Origin of the sequence: Streptomyces sp. NPDC042638 (assembly GCF_040647235.1) — a bacterium.
In the GTDB taxonomy this organism is placed as follows: domain Bacteria; phylum Actinomycetota; class Actinomycetes; order Streptomycetales; family Streptomycetaceae; genus Streptomyces; species Streptomyces rameus.
The window spans coordinates 103,602-118,481 of record NZ_JBEZBT010000008.1 but is presented as its reverse complement, the minus strand read 5'-3'; the positions used below and the strand labels follow the sequence as shown (position 1 = coordinate 118,481).

Annotated in this window: 14 protein-coding genes; 6 read left to right on the top strand and 8 right to left on the bottom strand. The window is 72.7% G+C overall.

What is annotated here, in order from left to right; all coding sequences use genetic code 11:
• Window positions 1-16: 16 nt before the first annotated feature.
• On the top strand, window positions 17-1,456 hold the full coding sequence (locus AB0B40_RS09890; protein WP_362263649.1) for a trehalose-6-phosphate synthase: 1,440 nt from the start codon (window positions 17-19) through the stop codon (window positions 1,454-1,456).
• Here AB0B40_RS09890 and otsB read toward each other — a convergent pair.
• The 3 genes from otsB to AB0B40_RS09875 all read right to left on the bottom strand — a co-directional run bounded on the left by otsB (window position 1,444) and on the right by AB0B40_RS09875 (window position 3,899).
• Window positions 1,444-2,277 carry a trehalose-phosphatase gene (otsB, locus tag AB0B40_RS09885; RefSeq protein WP_362263648.1) on the bottom strand — a complete coding sequence of 278 codons (834 nt, stop codon included), beginning with the start codon at window positions 2,275-2,277 and terminating at the stop codon, window positions 1,444-1,446. The two genes, AB0B40_RS09890 and otsB, sit on opposite strands and share 13 nt — an antisense overlap.
• 109 nt (window positions 2,278-2,386) lie before the next feature.
• Window positions 2,387-2,611, bottom strand: a complete 225-nt coding sequence (locus tag AB0B40_RS09880) for a DUF3263 domain-containing protein (protein ID WP_345051364.1) — start codon at window positions 2,609-2,611, stop codon at window positions 2,387-2,389.
• 34 nt (window positions 2,612-2,645) lie between these two features.
• Window positions 2,646-3,899, bottom strand: a complete 1,254-nt coding sequence (locus AB0B40_RS09875; RefSeq protein ID WP_362263647.1) for an extracellular solute-binding protein — start codon at window positions 3,897-3,899, stop codon at window positions 2,646-2,648.
• 142 nt (window positions 3,900-4,041) lie between these two features.
• Between AB0B40_RS09875 and AB0B40_RS09870 the strand changes: the two genes are divergently transcribed.
• From AB0B40_RS09870 to AB0B40_RS09860, 3 genes are all read left to right on the top strand, one after another.
• Complete coding sequence (locus AB0B40_RS09870) at window positions 4,042-4,989, top strand: ROK family protein (RefSeq protein WP_345051481.1); 948 nt, start codon at window positions 4,042-4,044, stop codon at window positions 4,987-4,989.
• Window positions 4,990-5,054: 65 nt separating this feature from the next.
• Window positions 5,055-6,227, top strand: coding sequence for an N-acetylglucosamine-6-phosphate deacetylase (gene nagA, locus AB0B40_RS09865; RefSeq protein ID WP_345051483.1), 1,173 nt, complete (start codon window positions 5,055-5,057; stop codon window positions 6,225-6,227).
• A gap of 122 nt (window positions 6,228-6,349) precedes the next feature.
• Window positions 6,350-7,279 (top strand): 1-phosphofructokinase family hexose kinase, encoded by a 930-nt coding sequence (locus AB0B40_RS09860; RefSeq protein WP_345051369.1) that lies wholly within the window; start codon window positions 6,350-6,352, stop codon window positions 7,277-7,279.
• Window positions 7,280-7,421: 142 nt separating this feature from the next.
• On the opposite strand, the gene AB0B40_RS09855 is transcribed toward AB0B40_RS09860, so the two are convergent.
• Window positions 7,422-8,348 carry a CBM35 domain-containing protein gene (locus tag AB0B40_RS09855; protein WP_345051372.1) on the bottom strand — a complete coding sequence of 309 codons (927 nt, stop codon included), beginning with the start codon at window positions 8,346-8,348 and terminating at the stop codon, window positions 7,422-7,424.
• A 117-nt stretch (window positions 8,349-8,465) separates the two neighbouring features.
• Window positions 8,466-10,121 carry a diguanylate cyclase CdgB gene (gene cdgB / locus AB0B40_RS09850; protein WP_362263646.1) on the bottom strand — a complete coding sequence of 552 codons (1,656 nt, stop codon included), beginning with the start codon at window positions 10,119-10,121 and terminating at the stop codon, window positions 8,466-8,468.
• A 348-nt stretch (window positions 10,122-10,469) separates the two neighbouring features.
• Between cdgB and AB0B40_RS09845 the strand changes: the two genes are divergently transcribed.
• The gene (locus AB0B40_RS09845) at window positions 10,470-11,042 is read left to right on the top strand and encodes a flavin reductase family protein (protein WP_345051378.1); all 573 of its coding nucleotides are present in this window, start codon (window positions 10,470-10,472) and stop codon (window positions 11,040-11,042) included.
• 115 nt (window positions 11,043-11,157) lie between these two features.
• Here the strand turns inward: AB0B40_RS09845 and AB0B40_RS09840 are convergent, their stop codons facing one another.
• Together AB0B40_RS09840 and arfB are read right to left on the bottom strand one after the other, a co-directional pair.
• Window positions 11,158-11,997 carry a sigma-70 family RNA polymerase sigma factor gene (locus AB0B40_RS09840; protein WP_345051381.1) on the bottom strand — a complete coding sequence of 280 codons (840 nt, stop codon included), beginning with the start codon at window positions 11,995-11,997 and terminating at the stop codon, window positions 11,158-11,160.
• Window positions 11,998-12,085: 88 nt separating this feature from the next.
• Window positions 12,086-12,523: an alternative ribosome rescue aminoacyl-tRNA hydrolase ArfB gene (gene arfB / locus AB0B40_RS09835; RefSeq protein ID WP_345051384.1), complete on the bottom strand. Its 438-nt coding sequence runs from the start codon at window positions 12,521-12,523 to the stop codon at window positions 12,086-12,088.
• A 155-nt stretch (window positions 12,524-12,678) separates the two neighbouring features.
• On the opposite strand from arfB, the gene AB0B40_RS09830 reads away from it, so the two are divergent.
• A complete protein-coding gene (locus tag AB0B40_RS09830; protein WP_345051387.1) occupies window positions 12,679-13,254 on the top strand; it encodes a TerD family protein in 576 nt (191 codons plus the stop codon).
• A gap of 221 nt (window positions 13,255-13,475) precedes the next feature.
• Here the strand turns inward: AB0B40_RS09830 and AB0B40_RS09825 are convergent, their stop codons facing one another.
• Window positions 13,476-14,870, bottom strand: coding sequence for a M1 family metallopeptidase (locus tag AB0B40_RS09825; protein ID WP_362263645.1), 1,395 nt, complete (start codon window positions 14,868-14,870; stop codon window positions 13,476-13,478).
• Window positions 14,871-14,880: the final 10 nt, after the last annotated feature.

Sequence of the window (14,880 nt, the reverse complement as noted above, 5' to 3'; positions counted from 1 at the left end):
GGCTAGGTTGAGGCGTATGGCTCCCACGCACGATGCTGCCGAGAAAGCTCAGGTGCTGGTCGCGTCGAACCGCGGCCCGGTCTCCTACCAGGTACGCGAGGACGGCTCGCTGCACGCCAGGCGGGGCGGCGGCGGGCTGGTCTCGGGGCTGTCCGCCATCGGCTCGGACGCCGGCTCGGTGTGGGTGTGCGCCGCGCTGGGCGACGGCGACCGGGCGGCCGTCCGGCGCGCGGACGGCGGGCTGCTGCCGGCCGAGGACACGGGCGGCCAGCGGGTGCGCATGCTCGACATCGACGCGGCCGTCCACGCCGAGGCGTACAACGGCATCGCCAACTCGGTGCTCTGGTTCGTCCACCACATGCTGTACCAGACCCCGCTGGAGCCGGTCTTCGACGCGGAGTTCCGGCGGCAGTGGGCGTCGTACGAGGCCTACAACCAGGCGTTCGCCGAGGCGCTGGCCGAGGAGGCGGCCGAGGGCGCGGCGGTGCTGATCCAGGACTACCACCTGGCCCTCGCTCCCCGTATGCTCCGCCGGCTCCGCCCCGACCTGCGCATCGGGCACTTCTCGCACACCCCGTGGGCCCCGCCGGACTACTTCCGGCTGCTGCCCGACGACATCGCGGCCGAGCTGCTGACCGGCATCCTGGGCGCGGACCGGGCGGCGTTCCTCACCGAGCGGTGGGCGGACGCGTTCCGGGACTGCTGTCACGCGGTGCTCGGGCCCGGCATCCCCTCCGGCACCCGGATCGGGGTGCACGGGCTGGGCGCCGACGCGGACTTCCTGCGCGAGCGGGCCCACAGGGAGGACGTGGCCGAGCGGATGGCGGCGCTGCGGGAGGAGATCGGACCGGACCGCAGGGCCATCGTCCGGGTCGACCGCACGGAGCTGTCGAAGAACATCGTGCGCGGGCTGCTGGCGTACCGGGAGCTGCTGGAGGACCACCCCGAGTGGCGTGAGCGGGTCGTCCACGTGGCGTTCGCCTACCCCTCCCGCCAGGACCTCGCCGTGTACCGCGACTACACCGCCGAGGTGCAGCGGGTCGCGGACGAGATCAACGAGCACTACGGCACGCCGGGCTGGACGCCGGTGGTCCTGCACGTGAAGGACGACTTCGCACGCTCCCTGGCCGCGTACCGGCTGGCCGACGTGGCACTGGTGAACCCCATCCGGGACGGCATGAACCTGGTCGCCAAGGAGGTCCCGGTCGTCTCGGACGAGGGGTGCGCGCTGGTGCTGTCCCGGGAGGCCGGGGCGTACGAGGAGCTGGGCGCGGACGCCTTCACGGTGAACCCGTACGACATCGGCGGCACGGCCCAGGCGTTGCACGAGGCGCTGAGCCTGCCGGCGGAGGAGCGGGCGGCCCGCTCCAAGCGGCTGGCCGCCGCCGCGACCGCGCTGCCGCCGGCCCGGTGGTTCCTGGACCAGCTGGATGCGCTGACCGGTCAGCCGAGCTGAGCCGCCAGCCGGCGCAGCAGGTCCACGACCCCCTCGGGACCGTCCACCACCAGGTCGGCCCGTTCCGCCAGTTCGGTGACCTCGGTGCTGCCACTGCACACCAGCAGGCCGGGGGTGCCGTTCTTGCGGAGTTCGTCGACCGCGGCGAAGGCGGGGAGGTCGCCCAGGTCGTCGCCGGCGTAGACGACGCAGCCGGCGCCGGTGGCGCGGGCGTGGTCGAGCAGGGCCACGCCCTTGTCCATGCCCGGCGGGCGCAGTTCCAGTACCAGGCGGCCGGGTTCGACGATCAGGCCGTGCCGGGCGGCGAGGTCGGTGAGGGGACCGCGCAGGGCCTCGAACGCGGCCTGCGGGTCGGCGGCGCGGCGGGTGTGGACCGCGACGGCCCGGCCCTTCTCCTCGATCCAGGTGCCGGCACCGGCGCCGCTACGCTCCAGCAGGCCCGGCAGCTCCGCGCGGACGGCGGCGACGCCGGGGTGCGGGGCGGGGGCGGTGAGGGTGCGGGTGGCCGCGTCCCAGCGTTCGGCGCCGTAGTGGCCGAGGACGGTCAGGTGCTCCAGGCCGGGGACGCCGTCGAAGCCGCCGTACCGGACCGCGACTTCGGCCGGGCGGCCGGTGATCACCGCGACGGAGGCGATCTTCGGGGCCAGCTCGGCGAGCGCCGGTACGGCGTCGGGGTGGGCGCGGGCCTGCTCGGGGTCGGGCACGATGGGGGCCAGGGTGCCGTCGAAGTCGAGGCCGACCAGTGCGGTGCGCGGCTGCGCGAGCAGGGCGGCGAGGCCTTCCCGGCCGGGCTGGGTCTGCGGGGTGGGCAGAGGGTCCATACCGCGACACTATCCGGCTGGCGCCGGGATACGCCTGCGACTGCGGCCCCGGACCCGTCCCGCCCGCCCGTGACCGGACCCGGTCGGCCCGGACGGGTGCCGGTCCGGGTCAGCGTTCGGCGCGGCGTGACTCTCTCACCCGGCGCAGGCGGTTCACGGTCACCGGGTCGTGGGCCAGGGCCCGCTCGTCGTCCAGCAGGGCGTTGAGGAGCTGGTAGTAACGCACCGGGGCCAGCCCCAGCTCCTCACGGATCGCCCGCTCCTTCGCGCCGGCGCCGGGAAAACCCCGGCGCTCCAGCGCGAGGATGGCCTTCTCACGGCTGCCCAGTTCCATGTGGGCCACCGTAGCGCCGGGCACCGGCGGTTCCCTAGCTGGAGCTGCTGCTGTCGGCCGCCGTGGCGGTGGCCTGGAGCCGGGAGAGTACGCCGGAGGGGCTGCCGCCGGGGACGACCGCCTGGCCGATGTTCTGCTTCACGGCCGCGCTGACCGCCGCCCAGGAGGTCTTGCCGACGGGGTACAGCTCGGAGGTGGGCAATTGCTCCAGGAAGGGGTGCAGGGCCTGGTCCACGCCCGTGTCCGACCCGCTCATGGCGTTGGAGGCGGAGCTGGTGACCGGCAGCAGCCCGTACGTCCGGGAGAACTCGAGGACGTTCTTCTCGGAGTAGACGAAGTCGAGGAAGTCGCCGATCTGCGCGGCGTGCCCGTGCTGCCTGAAGCCCATCATCCAGTCGGTGACGCCCATCGAGGCCCTGGCCGTGCCGGTGCGGCCCGGCATCGGCACCATGCCGAACTTCACGCCCTTCCTGGTGGCCTGCTGGATCAGCGTCGGGTGGCCGTTGAGCATGCCGACGTCGCCGTCCGCGAAGGCGGCGAAGGCGGCGGCGCGGTTGAGTTTGCCGGGGGCGACCGGGCCGGTCAGGTCCTTGCCCACCAGCTCGTCCCTGAGCCAGGTGAAGGTCGAGACGTTCGCCGCGGAGTCGATCGTGTAGGTGCCGATGTCGTCCGTGTAGCCGCTGCCGCCGTTGCCGCCGCTGAGCAGCCACTGCATGGTCTCGGCCTGCGCCTCCTCGGGGCCGAGCGGCAGCGCGTAGGGGTACTTCACGCCCTTGGCCTTGAGCGCCTCGGCGTCGGCGGCCAGGTCGTCCCAGGTGGTGGGCGGGGTGATGCCGGCCTTGGTGAAGAGGGTCCTGTTGTAGAAGAGCACGCGCGTGGAGGCGGCGAACGGGACGCCGTACTGCGTGTGCTTCCAGGCGCCGGCGTCGGAGAGCTGGGAGAGGAAGTCCGCCTGGGTGCGGATGGAGAGGAGGTCCGAGACCGGGTAGAGCTTGCCGGCGGCGGCGTAGTCGGCGTAGGCGCCGATCTGGGCCATGTCGGGGGCGTCGCCGGCGTCGACCATCTCCTTGACCTTGCGGTCGACGTCGTTCCAGGAGTAGACGCTGACCTCGACCTTCACGTCGGGGTGCTGCGACTCGTAGTCCTTGGCCAGGGCGTCCCAGTACTTCTTGGAGCTGTTGGCGGCGGAGTCGCCGTAGTCGGCGGCGACGAGTCTGAGGGTCACGTCGGAGGAGCCCGTACTCCCGCAGCCGCCGAGGGCCGCCGTCATACCCAGTGCGGACACCACCGCGACTATTCCTGCCGTACGCCGACGCACGCTCAAAGCCCCAACCCTGCTGTCTGACCGTTCAATATATGGACACATAAGGTCTACACCACGTGAGTGGACTAGACCTCTCCCGGGTAGGAGGGCCACACTAGGCGCCGTGGTGAGACATGTCATCGCCCTGGACGTGGGCGGTACCGGGATGAAGGCCGCCCTCGTCGGCGACGACGGCGCGCTGCTGCACCGCGCCCGCCGCGCCACCGGCCGCGAGCGCGGCCCGGACGCGGTGGTCGCGACGATCCTCGACTTCGCCGCCGAACTGCACGCCTATGGCGCCGAGCGGCACGGCGCCCCCGCCCTCGCCGCCGGCCTCGCGGTCCCCGGCATCGTCGACGAGGAGCGCGGCATCGCCTCCTACGCGGCCAACCTGGGCTGGCGGGACGTCCCCCTGCGCGCGCTGCTCACCGAGCGGCTCGGCATCCCCGTCGCCCTCGGCCACGACGTGCGCACCGGCGGGCTCGCCGAGGGCCGCATCGGTGCGGGCAAGGGCGCCGACCGTTTCCTGTTCGTGCCGCTCGGCACCGGGATCGCGGGCGCCATCGGCATCGACGGCCGGGTCGAGGCGGGCGCGCACGGCTTCGCGGGCGAGATCGGCCACATCGTCGTACGGCCCGGCGGCACCGCCTGCCCGTGCGGGCAGCACGGCTGTCTGGAGCGGTACGCCTCCGCGTCCGCCGTCAGCGAGACCTGGGCGGCGGTCTGCGGGGACCCGGACGCGGACGCCGCCGACTGCGCCAAGGCCGTCGCGTCCGGCGACCCGGAGGCCGTGCGGGTCTGGCAGGAGGCCGTGGACGCGCTCGCCGACGGGCTGGTCACCGCCCTCACCCTGCTGGACCCCCGCACGCTGATCATCGGTGGCGGGCTGGCCGAGGCGGGGGAAGTGTTGTTCCAGCCGCTGCGGGACGCCGTCCGGCGCCGGGTCACCTTCCAGAAACTGCCCACCATCGTCCCCGCCGCCCTCGGCGACACCGCCGGCTGTCTGGGCGCGGGACTGCTCGCGCGGGACCTGCTGACGACGACCACCCCTACGACTCCGGAGGTAAGCACCTGATGGCCACTGAGCGGGAGACTCCGGGCGGCGACAGTGCCCCGTCAGGGGCGCGGGGCGGTACTGATATGCGGCTCCGCCGCGGGGCGCGATCAGCCACGGCGCGCCCGCAGGTACTCACCGGCGCACGTGTGGTGCTTCCCCAGGGCACGGTGGAGAACGGACAGCTGGCCGTCGACGGCAAGTACATCGCCGCGCACCCCCCGGCCGACGCCCAGGTCGTCGACGTATCCGGCCACTGGCTGGTGCCCGGCTTCGTCGACATCCACAACCACGGCGGCGGCGGAGCCTCCTTCTCCGGCACGCCGGACGACATCCTCACGGCCATCCGCACGCACCGCGCGCACGGCACCACCACCCTGGTCGCCTCCACCGTCACCGACGAGATGGACCTGCTGGTCCGCCAGGCCGGGCTGCTGAGCGAACTGGCCGAGCAGGGCGACATCGCGGGCATCCACTTCGAGGGGCCGTTCATCTCGCCGTGCCGCAAGGGCGCGCACTCCGAGAAGCTGCTGCGCGACCCGGAACCGGCCGAGGTCCGCAAGCTGATCGACGCGGCGCGCGGCAAGGCCCGGATGCTCACCCTCGCGGCCGAGCTGCCCGGCGGCATCGACTCCGTACGGCTGCTGGCCGACCACGGTGTGATCGCGGCGATCGGGCACACCGACGCCACGTACGAGCAGACGGTGGAGGCCATCGACGCGGGCGCCACGGTCGCCACGCACCTGTTCAACGCCATGCCCGCCCTGGGCCACCGTTCCCCCGGACCCATCGCCGCGCTGCTGGAGGACGAGCGGGTCACGGTCGAGCTGATCAACGACGGCACCCATCTGCACCCCGCCGCGCTGGAGCTGGCGTTCCATCACGCGGGCGCGGACCGGGTCGCGTTCATCACGGACGCGATGGACGCGGCCGGCATCGGCGACGGCCGCTACATGCTCGGCCCGCTGGAGGTCGAGGTCAGCGAGGGGGTGGCCCGGCTGGTGGAGGGCGGTTCCATCGCGGGTTCCACGCTCACCCTGGACCGCGCGTTTAAGCGGGCGGTGACCGTCGACAGGCTGTCGGTGGAGGACGCCGTGACCGCTCTCTCCGTCAACCCCGCCCGCCTCCTCGGCCTCTCCGACCGCATCGGCTCGCTGGAGCCCGGCAAGGACGCCGACCTGGTCCTGCTGGACGCGGACTTCGAGCTGAAGGGCGTGATGCGGCACGGCGAGTGGGTCGTAGTGCCCCAACTGGCCTGATCCGTCCGTCTTTTCCGCTGACGGCGGCCGACTCGCGACTGGGCCGGCCGCCGTCTCTTTGGCATGATCGTGGCCCCGGAAACCGATGACGGGGACATGAACTGCGAGGGAGGTCGGGCCGGGTGATCCTCACGGTCACGCTGAACACCGCTCTCGACATCACCTACCGGGTGCCGTCGCTGCGGCCGCACGCCTCGCACCGGGTCTCGGAGGTCGTCGAGCGGCCCGGCGGCAAGGGCGTGAACGTGGCCCGGGTGCTGGCCGCCCTCGGGCACGAGGTGACGGTGACCGGGTTCGCCGGCGGCCCGACCGGCCAGGTGCTGCGCGAGCGGCTCGCGGACGGGGCCGGGCCGGTGGACGCGCTGGTGCCGGTCTCCGGGGCGACCCGGCGCACCATCGCGGTCGTGTCCCAGCTGACCGGCGACACCACCCAGCTGAACGAACCGGGCCCGCACATCACCCCGGCCGAGTGGGCGACTTTCCTGGGCCGGTACGAGGAGTTGCTGTCCGGCAGCTCGGCGGTGGCGCTGTGCGGCAGCCTGCCGCCGGGGGTGCCGGTGGGGGCGTACGCGAACCTGATCCGCACCGCCCGCTCCGCCGGCGTGCCGGTCCTGCTGGACACCAGCGGCGAGCCACTGCGCCGCGGGGTGGCCGCCCGCCCGGACATCATCAAGCCGAACGCCGACGAACTGGCCGAACTCACCGGCTCCCACGAGCCGTTGCGCGCCACCCAGGACGCCCGCCGGCGCGGCGCCCACGCGGTGGTCGCCTCCCTCGGCGCCGACGGCCTCCTCGCGGTCACCCCCGAGGGCCGCTGGCGCGCCGCCCCGCCCGCCCCGCTCCACGGCAACCCGACCGGCGCGGGCGACTCGGCGGTGGCGGCCCTGCTGTCGGGCCTGATACGGCAACTCCCATGGCCGACCCGCCTGGCCCGCGCGGTCGCTCTGTCGGCGGCGACGGTGGTGGCTCCGGCGGCGGGCGAGTTCGACCGGTCCGCGTATGAGGAGTTGCGGGGGCGGGTGGCAGTGGCAAGTGAGGTCACCGCGGCCTGAAACCGGCCGATCCACGACCCCGTGGGCGAAGGGGGACGGAAGGACGGGCCGGGTGGCCGTCCTGTGTGTCGAAGGCGGACGCATCTGAGCAGAGGGTGTCGCGACCTCGGCGGCAGGCGAGGTCGCGACACCGCTTCAGGACTCAGCCCCCGACCCAGCCCTTCACCAGCCACATCTGGTCGATGAGGGCGTCGCACTGGTTGCCCTGCTCGCACGAGAGCTTGATGGTGTTCGAGCCCTTGGCGAGCTGGATCCAGCTGTACGTCTTCGTCCAGCCGTTCTCGTAGTCGCCCGCAGCGGCGTGTGCCCAGTTCTTCAGGCCGGCAGGCGTATTGGAAGCCGTGCCGTTGACCGTGAGGGTGGCGGTGGCGTCCTTGCCGGGAACGCTGTAACCGACGTAGACACTGTATTTGCCGGCCTCGGGGATGCCGTTGACGGTCCAGGTGACCGAGGCGCCGGCAGCGTTGAACCCGGTCACATAGACCCCGCCGGCCGCTTTCGACCCCTTGACGTCCGAGGCCGTGGTCGCGCCGCCGGCCAGCTGGAGGGTCTTCGCGTCGGCCTTCGGCAGCTCGCCCGGCGCCGCCGAGTTGCTGCCCGACGGGCTCGGCTCGCTGCTCTGGGACTGGGACGGGCCGGAACCGGCCTGGTCGCCGGACTTGCCGTCGTCCGTGTTGCCGTTGATCATCGCCACGCCGATGCCGATGACGACCGCGGCGACCACCGCGATCGCACCGATCAGCAGGCCCTTGGTGTTCGGGCCCCGGCGGCCGGCGGGCGGCGTCTGCTGGCGGCCGGCCGGGGCGCCGCCGGGGAGGGTCTCGGGGGCCTGGTAGCGGACGTTCGGCTGGCCGTAGGCGCCCTGCTGCTGGGGGCCCGGCTGACCGTAGGGGGCTTGCTGCGGCTGGTACGAACGCTCGCCGACCGCGCGCACCCTGCTGACCGAGTTCGGGTAGCCGTAACCGCCGCCGGACGGTGGCTGGGCTCCCCGTGCCTGGCCGTCTGCGTACAGGTAGCCGAACGGGTCGTCGTCCTCGGGCGTGCTCGCGCCGTTGTCGCCGGGCGTCATCCCTTGGTACTCCTCAACAGGTGCGGGCGGATGCGGTTGGGGTTGGAATGGCGAGCCTACCCGCTCTCACTCGGCCAAACGGGTGACTCAGACCGCATCAGCTCGCTGACCTGGGGATCATCCGGCGCGTCGGTGCTGTTTGGGACGAGATCGTTTCTCTACGTACATCCGCTCGTCAGCGGACTTCAGCACTTCGTCCGCCGTCATGCCGCAGTGTGCCCACCCGATGCCGAAGCTCGCGCCCACCCGGACGGCCCGGCCCTCGGCCCGGATCGGCTGGATGATCTCGTTGCGCAGCCGTACGGCGAGGTCCTGCGCGTCCGCCCGGCCGAGGCCGTCGGCGAGGATCACGAACTCGTCGCCGCCGAGGCGGGCCACCGTGTCGCCGTCGCGGACACCCCCCGAGAGGCGTCGGGCGACCTCGATGAGCACCGCGTCACCCGCGTTGTGCCCGAAGCGGTCGTTGATCGACTTGAAGCCGTCGAGGTCGCAGAAGAGCACCGCGAGACCCTTGGTGCCGTCGTCGCGGCCGTCCTCGGGGGCGACGGCGTGCACATGGTGGTCGTAGGCGTCGTACGCCTCCGCACCCGGCGCGAAGTCGAAGCCGTGGCCGGCGGGGGCGTCGAAGGCCGGATGGCCGTAGGCCGCGTCCAGGGAGGCCAGGGTGTCGGCGTGGGCGGGACGCCGGCAGAGCCGGGCCGCCAGGCGCGAGCGCAGCTCGGCGGAGTTCGGCAGGCCGGTCAGCGAGTCGTGGGAGGCGCGGTGGGCGAGCTGCAGCTCGCGCCGCTTGCGCTCCTCTATGTCCTCGACGTGGGTGAGCAGGAAGCGGGGGCCGTCGGCGGCGTCCGCGACGACCGAGTTGCGCAGCGACACCCACACGTACGTGCCGTCCCGGCGGCCGAGCCGCAGCTCCGCGCGCCCGCCCTCCGCCGAGGTGCGCAGCAGGGTGCCGATGTCCTCGGGGTGGACCAGGTCGGAGAAGGAGTAGCGGCGCATCGCGGAGGCCGGCCGGCCCAGCAGGCGGCACAGGGCGTCGTTGGTCCGCAGGATCCGGCCGTGCTGGTCGCCGCCCATCTCGGCGATGGCCATGCCGGAGGGGGCGTACTCGAAGGCCTGCCGGAAGGACTCCTCGCTGGCGCGCAGGGCCTGCTGGTCGCGCTCCAGCCGCACCAGGGCGCGCTGCATGTTGGCGCGCAGGCGCGCGTTGCTGATCGCGATGGCGGCCTGGAAGGCGTACATCTGGAGGGCCTCGCGGCCCCAGGCGCCGGGGTGGCGGCCGTTGCGCGGCCGGTCGACGGAGATGACGCCGAGCAGCTCGCCGGAGGAGCCGCCCTGCACACCCGGGGTGTACATGGGCGCGAAGAGCCGGTCCGAGGGGTGCCACTCGTCCTCGAAGCGCGGCGCGGGCCCGTCGGTGTACCACTGCGGGACGTCGTCGTCGTCGAGCACCCAGCCCTCGGTGTGCGGTATGAAGACGAGGTCGCCCCAGCGCTCTCCCATGTTCAGCCGCCGGTCCCAGGACTCGCGGGAGCCGACCCGGCCGGTGATCAGGGACTCCGCGGCGGAGTTGCCGGAGAAGGCGGCGACCACGAGGTCGCCGTCGGGGCGTACGAGGTTGACGGCCGCCATCTCGTATCCGAGGGCGCCCACGGCGCCGTCGGCGACGCTCTGCAGTGTGTCCGCCAGGCTGCGTGCCGTGTTCATGTCGGCCATGACCTGGTGCAGCTGTCGCAGGGACGCAAGGCGGACATACGGCTCCGACTCGGTCTCCATGCTCGCCCTCCCCCCGAGACCTCGCAGCGAATCAAGGGTTGTCTTCGGCGCTTCTCGCGCGTCTTTCGCGGCGGCTCTTTCCGGTGCTCTTCGCGGCTTCCCGCCACTGAATCACAGCGCGCTGCCCACTCGGTACACAGGGTCAACAATTCCTGCCTCTTGTGACTCAAGTCACAGAAGAACGTGAACAATTGAGTGGAGTTTCTGCGTTTGCCCTGTGCGTTTGACGAACGCACAGTGTGCACACGTGAGCACATCGGACACGCGGAAATGCGCCTCTGGTCCTAGGACCAGGCTCCGGCGAAGGGCCGATGCGGCCCGCGCCGGGCGAAGACTAGCGTTTGCGGCGTGCTGAAGACTCCCTCCGCCGTCACCCCCCTGGCCACCGGGCATCCTGTGGGGGTGAGCAACGACGAGTTCCGGGCCGCGATGTCCCGGCTGGCCGCGGGTGTGGTCCTGGTCACCGCGCAGGAACCGCCGCTGGACCCGGACGACCCCGGGGCGCCGGACGTGGAGGACGTCGGCATGACCGCCACCGCCTTCATGTCGGTCTCCCTCGACCCGCCGCTGGTGCTGGTCAGCCTGCGCGAGGGCGCCCGCATGGACGACCTGCTGGCCGAGCAGCCGCTGTGGGCGGTGTCGGTCCTCTCCGAGAGCCAGCGGCACATCGCGGGCCGCTTCGCCATGAAGGGCCGGATCAGCGACCGGCTGCTCTTCGAGGACATCCCCTACGTCCGCGGCGAGGTCACCGGCGCCCCCCTGGTCGGGGGCGCGCTGGCCACCCTGGAGTGCCGCACCGAGCAGCGGGTGGCCGCCGGGGACCACACGCTGGTCATCGGCCGCGTGCTCACCGCGCACGTGCCCAGCGCCGAGGGCGGGCCGCTGCTCCACTTCCGCGGCCGGTACCGGCAGTTGGGCTGAGCCGGACGCCCCGCCCGCCACGGGGAGAGACCCGGGTCGCCGACGGGCCCCCTGGCCGGTGATCGACCACCCCGGGCCGCCAGGGGACCGCCCTGATGCACCGCCCTGATGCCCGCTAGACCTCCTCGACGGTGAGGTCCGACAGGCGGGACGGCTCCGAGACGACGTCGATCACCGAGATGCGGTCGGCGACGAACGTGAAGACCAGCACCCGCTCCGGGCGGCCGTCGGCGAACACGGCCAGGCCGATCGCACCGTCGACCAGCACCGGACGCGCCACACGCGCCAGGTGGGCGAAGCTCGCCGCGCCGGCGGCGACCCGCTGCGCACCGCTGTTCACACCGCCCTCGCTGCGGGCCACCACGTCCGGGTCGAGCACCGCGAGCAGCCCGTCGAGGTCACCGCCGCGCGCGGCGGCCAGGAAGGCGTCCACCACCTCCCGCTGCCGGGCCAGGTCGGCCTCCGGCGCCTCGACGCCGCGCACCCGGCGCCGGGCCCGGCTGGCGAGCTGCCGCGCCGCGGCCGGGGCGCGCCCGAGGATGCCGCCGATCTCCTCGAAGGGCACTCCGAACAGATCGTGCAGCACGAACGCCAGCCGCTCGGCCGGTGAGAGCGTGTCGAGGACGACCAGCAGGGCGAGGCCCACGGAATCGGCGAGCAGCGCGCTCTGCGCGGGGTCCGGCTCGGCGGACGGCGCCGGCTGCCAGCTGTCCAGGGGCTCCTCGCCCCGGGAGCGGCGGGAGCGGAGCATGTCGAGGCAGACCCGGCCGACCACGGTCGTCAGCCAGCCGCCGAGGTTCTCCACCTCCCGCGTGTCGGACCGGCTCAGCCGGAACCACGCCTCCTGCACGGCGTCCTCGGCCTCGGCGGCGGAGCCGAGCATCCGGTAGGCGACGGCCCCCAGATGCCCGCGGTACGCCTCGAACCGCTCGGCGAGAAAGTCGTTGTCGGTCATCGGGAACCCGGCCTCTCCGTCGTCATCCGCGGTGCTCCTCACCACTACTGACGCCCGAGAACCCGTCGGTGTGACATGGCGCCCCCGGTCAGGTCCAGTCACGCCCCGAGCGGCCCCGCTTGCGCTCCGAGTGCTGCTTCTTCTCCCGCAGCCGGCGTTCGTTGATGCCCCGCGGGATACGGGTCGGTCTGCGGGGCTTGGGCGGCGGCGCGGTGGCCTCCGCGAGGAGCGCGGCGAGGCGTACGGCGGCGGCCTCCCGGTTGCGCCACTGCGAGCGGTGCTCGGAGGCCCGTACGGACACCACCCCGTCGACGAGGCGTCCGGCCAGCCGGTGCAGCGCCCGCTCCTTCCACACCTGGGGGAGCGCCTCGGTGCGGGCGAGGTCGAAGCGCAGCTCCACCTGGGAGTCGCTGGTGTTGACGTGCTGTCCGCCGGGCCCGGACGACCTGGAGAAACGCCACATCAGCTCGGCCTCGGGAAGCGAGACGGAGCCACGGATGAAGTAGGGCCCGGACATGCATCCCATGTTCCCGGCCCGGCCCGGCGTACGTCACCTGGATTTCCGGCTGGGTAAAAAAGGTAAAGGGATCCGGAACCACCAGGACCCCCCTCGACGTTCTCCCGGGTGACGGTAGCTTCGTCGGCACAGATACACAGATGTCCAAGGAAGGGACTCCCAACATGGCTGTAAGCCTGTCCAAGGGTGGCAACGTCTCGCTGACCAAGGAGGCTCCGGGCCTGACCGCCGTCACCGTGGGCCTCGGCTGGGACGTCCGCACCACCACCGGCACCGACTTCGACCTGGACGCCTCCGCCATCGCGGTGAACACGCAGGGCAAGGTCTACTCGGACGCGCACTTCGTGTTCTTCAACAACAAGCAGACCCCGGACAACTCGATCGTCCACACCGGTGACAACCGCACCGGCGAGGGCTCGGGCGACGACGAGGCGATCAACGTCAACCTGGCCGCGCTCCCGGCCGACATCGACAAGATCGTGTTCCCGGTCTCCATCTACGACGCCGAGAACCGCGGCCAGAACTTCGGCCAGGTCCGCAACGCCTACATCCGCATCGTCAACCAGGCCGGCGGCTCCGAGATCGCGCGCTACGACCTCTCGGAGGACGCGGCCACCGAGACGGCCATGGTCTTCGGCGAGCTGTACCGCAACGGCGCCGAGTGGAAGTTCCGCGCGGTGGGCCAGGGCTACGCCTCGGGCCTGGTGGGCATCGCCCAGGATTTCGGCGTGAACGTCTGACGCACGCCGTACCAGGCCTCGGGCCGCCGCGCGCGGACGGCGGCGCCGGGCCGTCGGCAGCGGGGCACCGCACCCCGCGGAAGCCTCTGGCCGTGGTGACCGGCGGCCACCGCCGCGGCGGGCCGCGGCCAGGGGCTCACGGCCCGTGGCAGGGCCTGGCCGGGCGATGGCGCGGGCGGCGCTGAACCGGGAGCCCGCTCCGCGGTGCAGTGCGCGGCCGGTCAGGCGTGGGCCGGCTTGCGGTCTCCGTACAGCCAGTCCCTCCAGATCGCGGTGAAGTCCTTGTGCGGGGCCGACTTCTCCACGTACGCGGTGAAGTCGGCGGTGCTCACGCTGCCGTGCCGGTGGGCGGCGGCCCAGCCCTGGAGGATGTCGTAGAACGTGTCGTCGCCGACCTTCTGCCGGATCTTCTGCAGGACCATCGCACCGCGCTCGTAGACGGGCCTGTCGGAGATGTGGGCGGCGCTCGACGGCCTCGCGGGCGGGTAGGCCCAGACGGCCTCGTCGTCGCCGTCGTAGAGGTCCTCGAAGATCTCCTGGGCGCTCGTGTCGCCGTGGTCCTCCTCGTACAGCCACCACGCGTAGGTGGCGAAGCCCTCGTTGAGCCACATGTCCCGCCAGGACTCCGGGGTGACCGAGTCGCCGTACCACTGGTGGGCGAGTTCGTGCACGAGCGTTTCCGTGTCGAGCTGGTCGCCGGGGAAGACGGGCCGGTTCTGGGTCTCCAGCGCGTACCCTGCGTCGCCCGGCCGGTCGACGATCGCCCCGGTGGAGGAGAAGGGGTACGGGCCGAAGTTGGTCTCCTCCCACTCGATGATCCCGGGCAGCTTCGCGAGCACCTTCTCGGTCGCCTTCGCCTGCGTGGGGTCGACGGCGACGAGGACCGGCAGTCCGTGCGGGCCGGTGGTGCGGGAGATGTCGTAGTGGCCGACGGCGAGCGTGGCGACGTAGCTCGCCATGGGCTGGGCGGTGTGCCAGTGGTACGTCGTCCGGCCGGACTTGGTGGACTGGGCCGTCAACTCGCCGTTGGAGATGGCCTGCAGGCCCTCGGGGACGGTGGCGGTGAGGTCGTAGGCCGCCTTGTCGGAGGGGTGGTGGTTGCCGGGGAACCAGGCCATGGAGCCGACGGGTTCGCCGAGACCGAGGGCGCCGTCGGCGGTGGGCAGCCAGCCCTCCTGGGAGCCGTCGGGGTCGGTGAGGGTGCGCGGGGTGCCGGAGTAGCGGACGGTCGTGCGGAAGGTCTCGCCCTTGCTCAGGTCGTCGTGCGGGCGGACCGTGAGTTCCTGGCCCGCGCGGTTGAAGCGGGCCTTCCTGCCCTCGACGGTGACCGAGTCGACGTGCAGCCCGGCGAGGTCGAGGTCGAAGGCGGACATGTCCCGGGTGGCCCGGGCGGTGATGACGGCCGTGCCGGTGAGCCGGCGGGTGGCGGGGGTGTAGCCGAGGGTGAGGCCGTAGTGCCCGACGTCGTAGCCGCCGTTGCCGGCCTTCGGGAAGTACGGGTCGCGTACGCCGGAGCCGCCCGGGGTGCCGTGGACCCCGCCGTCGCACGCGGTGCCGGTGAGGGCGAGGGCGAGCAGGGCCGCGACGGCCGGGGCGAGGCGCACGGATCTGGACATGTCAGTGATC

Bases quoted from the DNA above. Each gene is read 5' to 3' on its own strand.
- AB0B40_RS09890 (WP_362263649.1), top strand. From the start codon at position 17: ATGGCTCCCACGCACGATGCTGCCGAGAAAGCTCAGGTGCTGGTCGCG.
- AB0B40_RS09825 (WP_362263645.1), bottom strand. From the start codon at position 14,870: ATGTCCAGATCCGTGCGCCTCGCCCCGGCCGTCGCGGCCCTGCTCGCC.
- arfB (WP_345051384.1), bottom strand. From the start codon at position 12,523: ATGGGATGCATGTCCGGGCCCTACTTCATCCGTGGCTCCGTCTCGCTT.
- AB0B40_RS09855 (WP_345051372.1), bottom strand. From the start codon at position 8,348: ATGACGCCCGGCGACAACGGCGCGAGCACGCCCGAGGACGACGACCCG.
- otsB (WP_362263648.1), bottom strand. From the start codon at position 2,277: ATGGACCCTCTGCCCACCCCGCAGACCCAGCCCGGCCGGGAAGGCCTC.
- AB0B40_RS09880 (WP_345051364.1), bottom strand. From the start codon at position 2,611: ATGGAACTGGGCAGCCGTGAGAAGGCCATCCTCGCGCTGGAGCGCCGG.
- AB0B40_RS09840 (WP_345051381.1), bottom strand. From the start codon at position 11,997: ATGACCGACAACGACTTTCTCGCCGAGCGGTTCGAGGCGTACCGCGGG.
- nagA (WP_345051483.1), top strand. From the start codon at position 5,055: ATGCGGCTCCGCCGCGGGGCGCGATCAGCCACGGCGCGCCCGCAGGTA.
- cdgB (WP_362263646.1), bottom strand. From the start codon at position 10,121: ATGGAGACCGAGTCGGAGCCGTATGTCCGCCTTGCGTCCCTGCGACAG.
- AB0B40_RS09830 (WP_345051387.1), top strand. From the start codon at position 12,679: ATGGCTGTAAGCCTGTCCAAGGGTGGCAACGTCTCGCTGACCAAGGAG.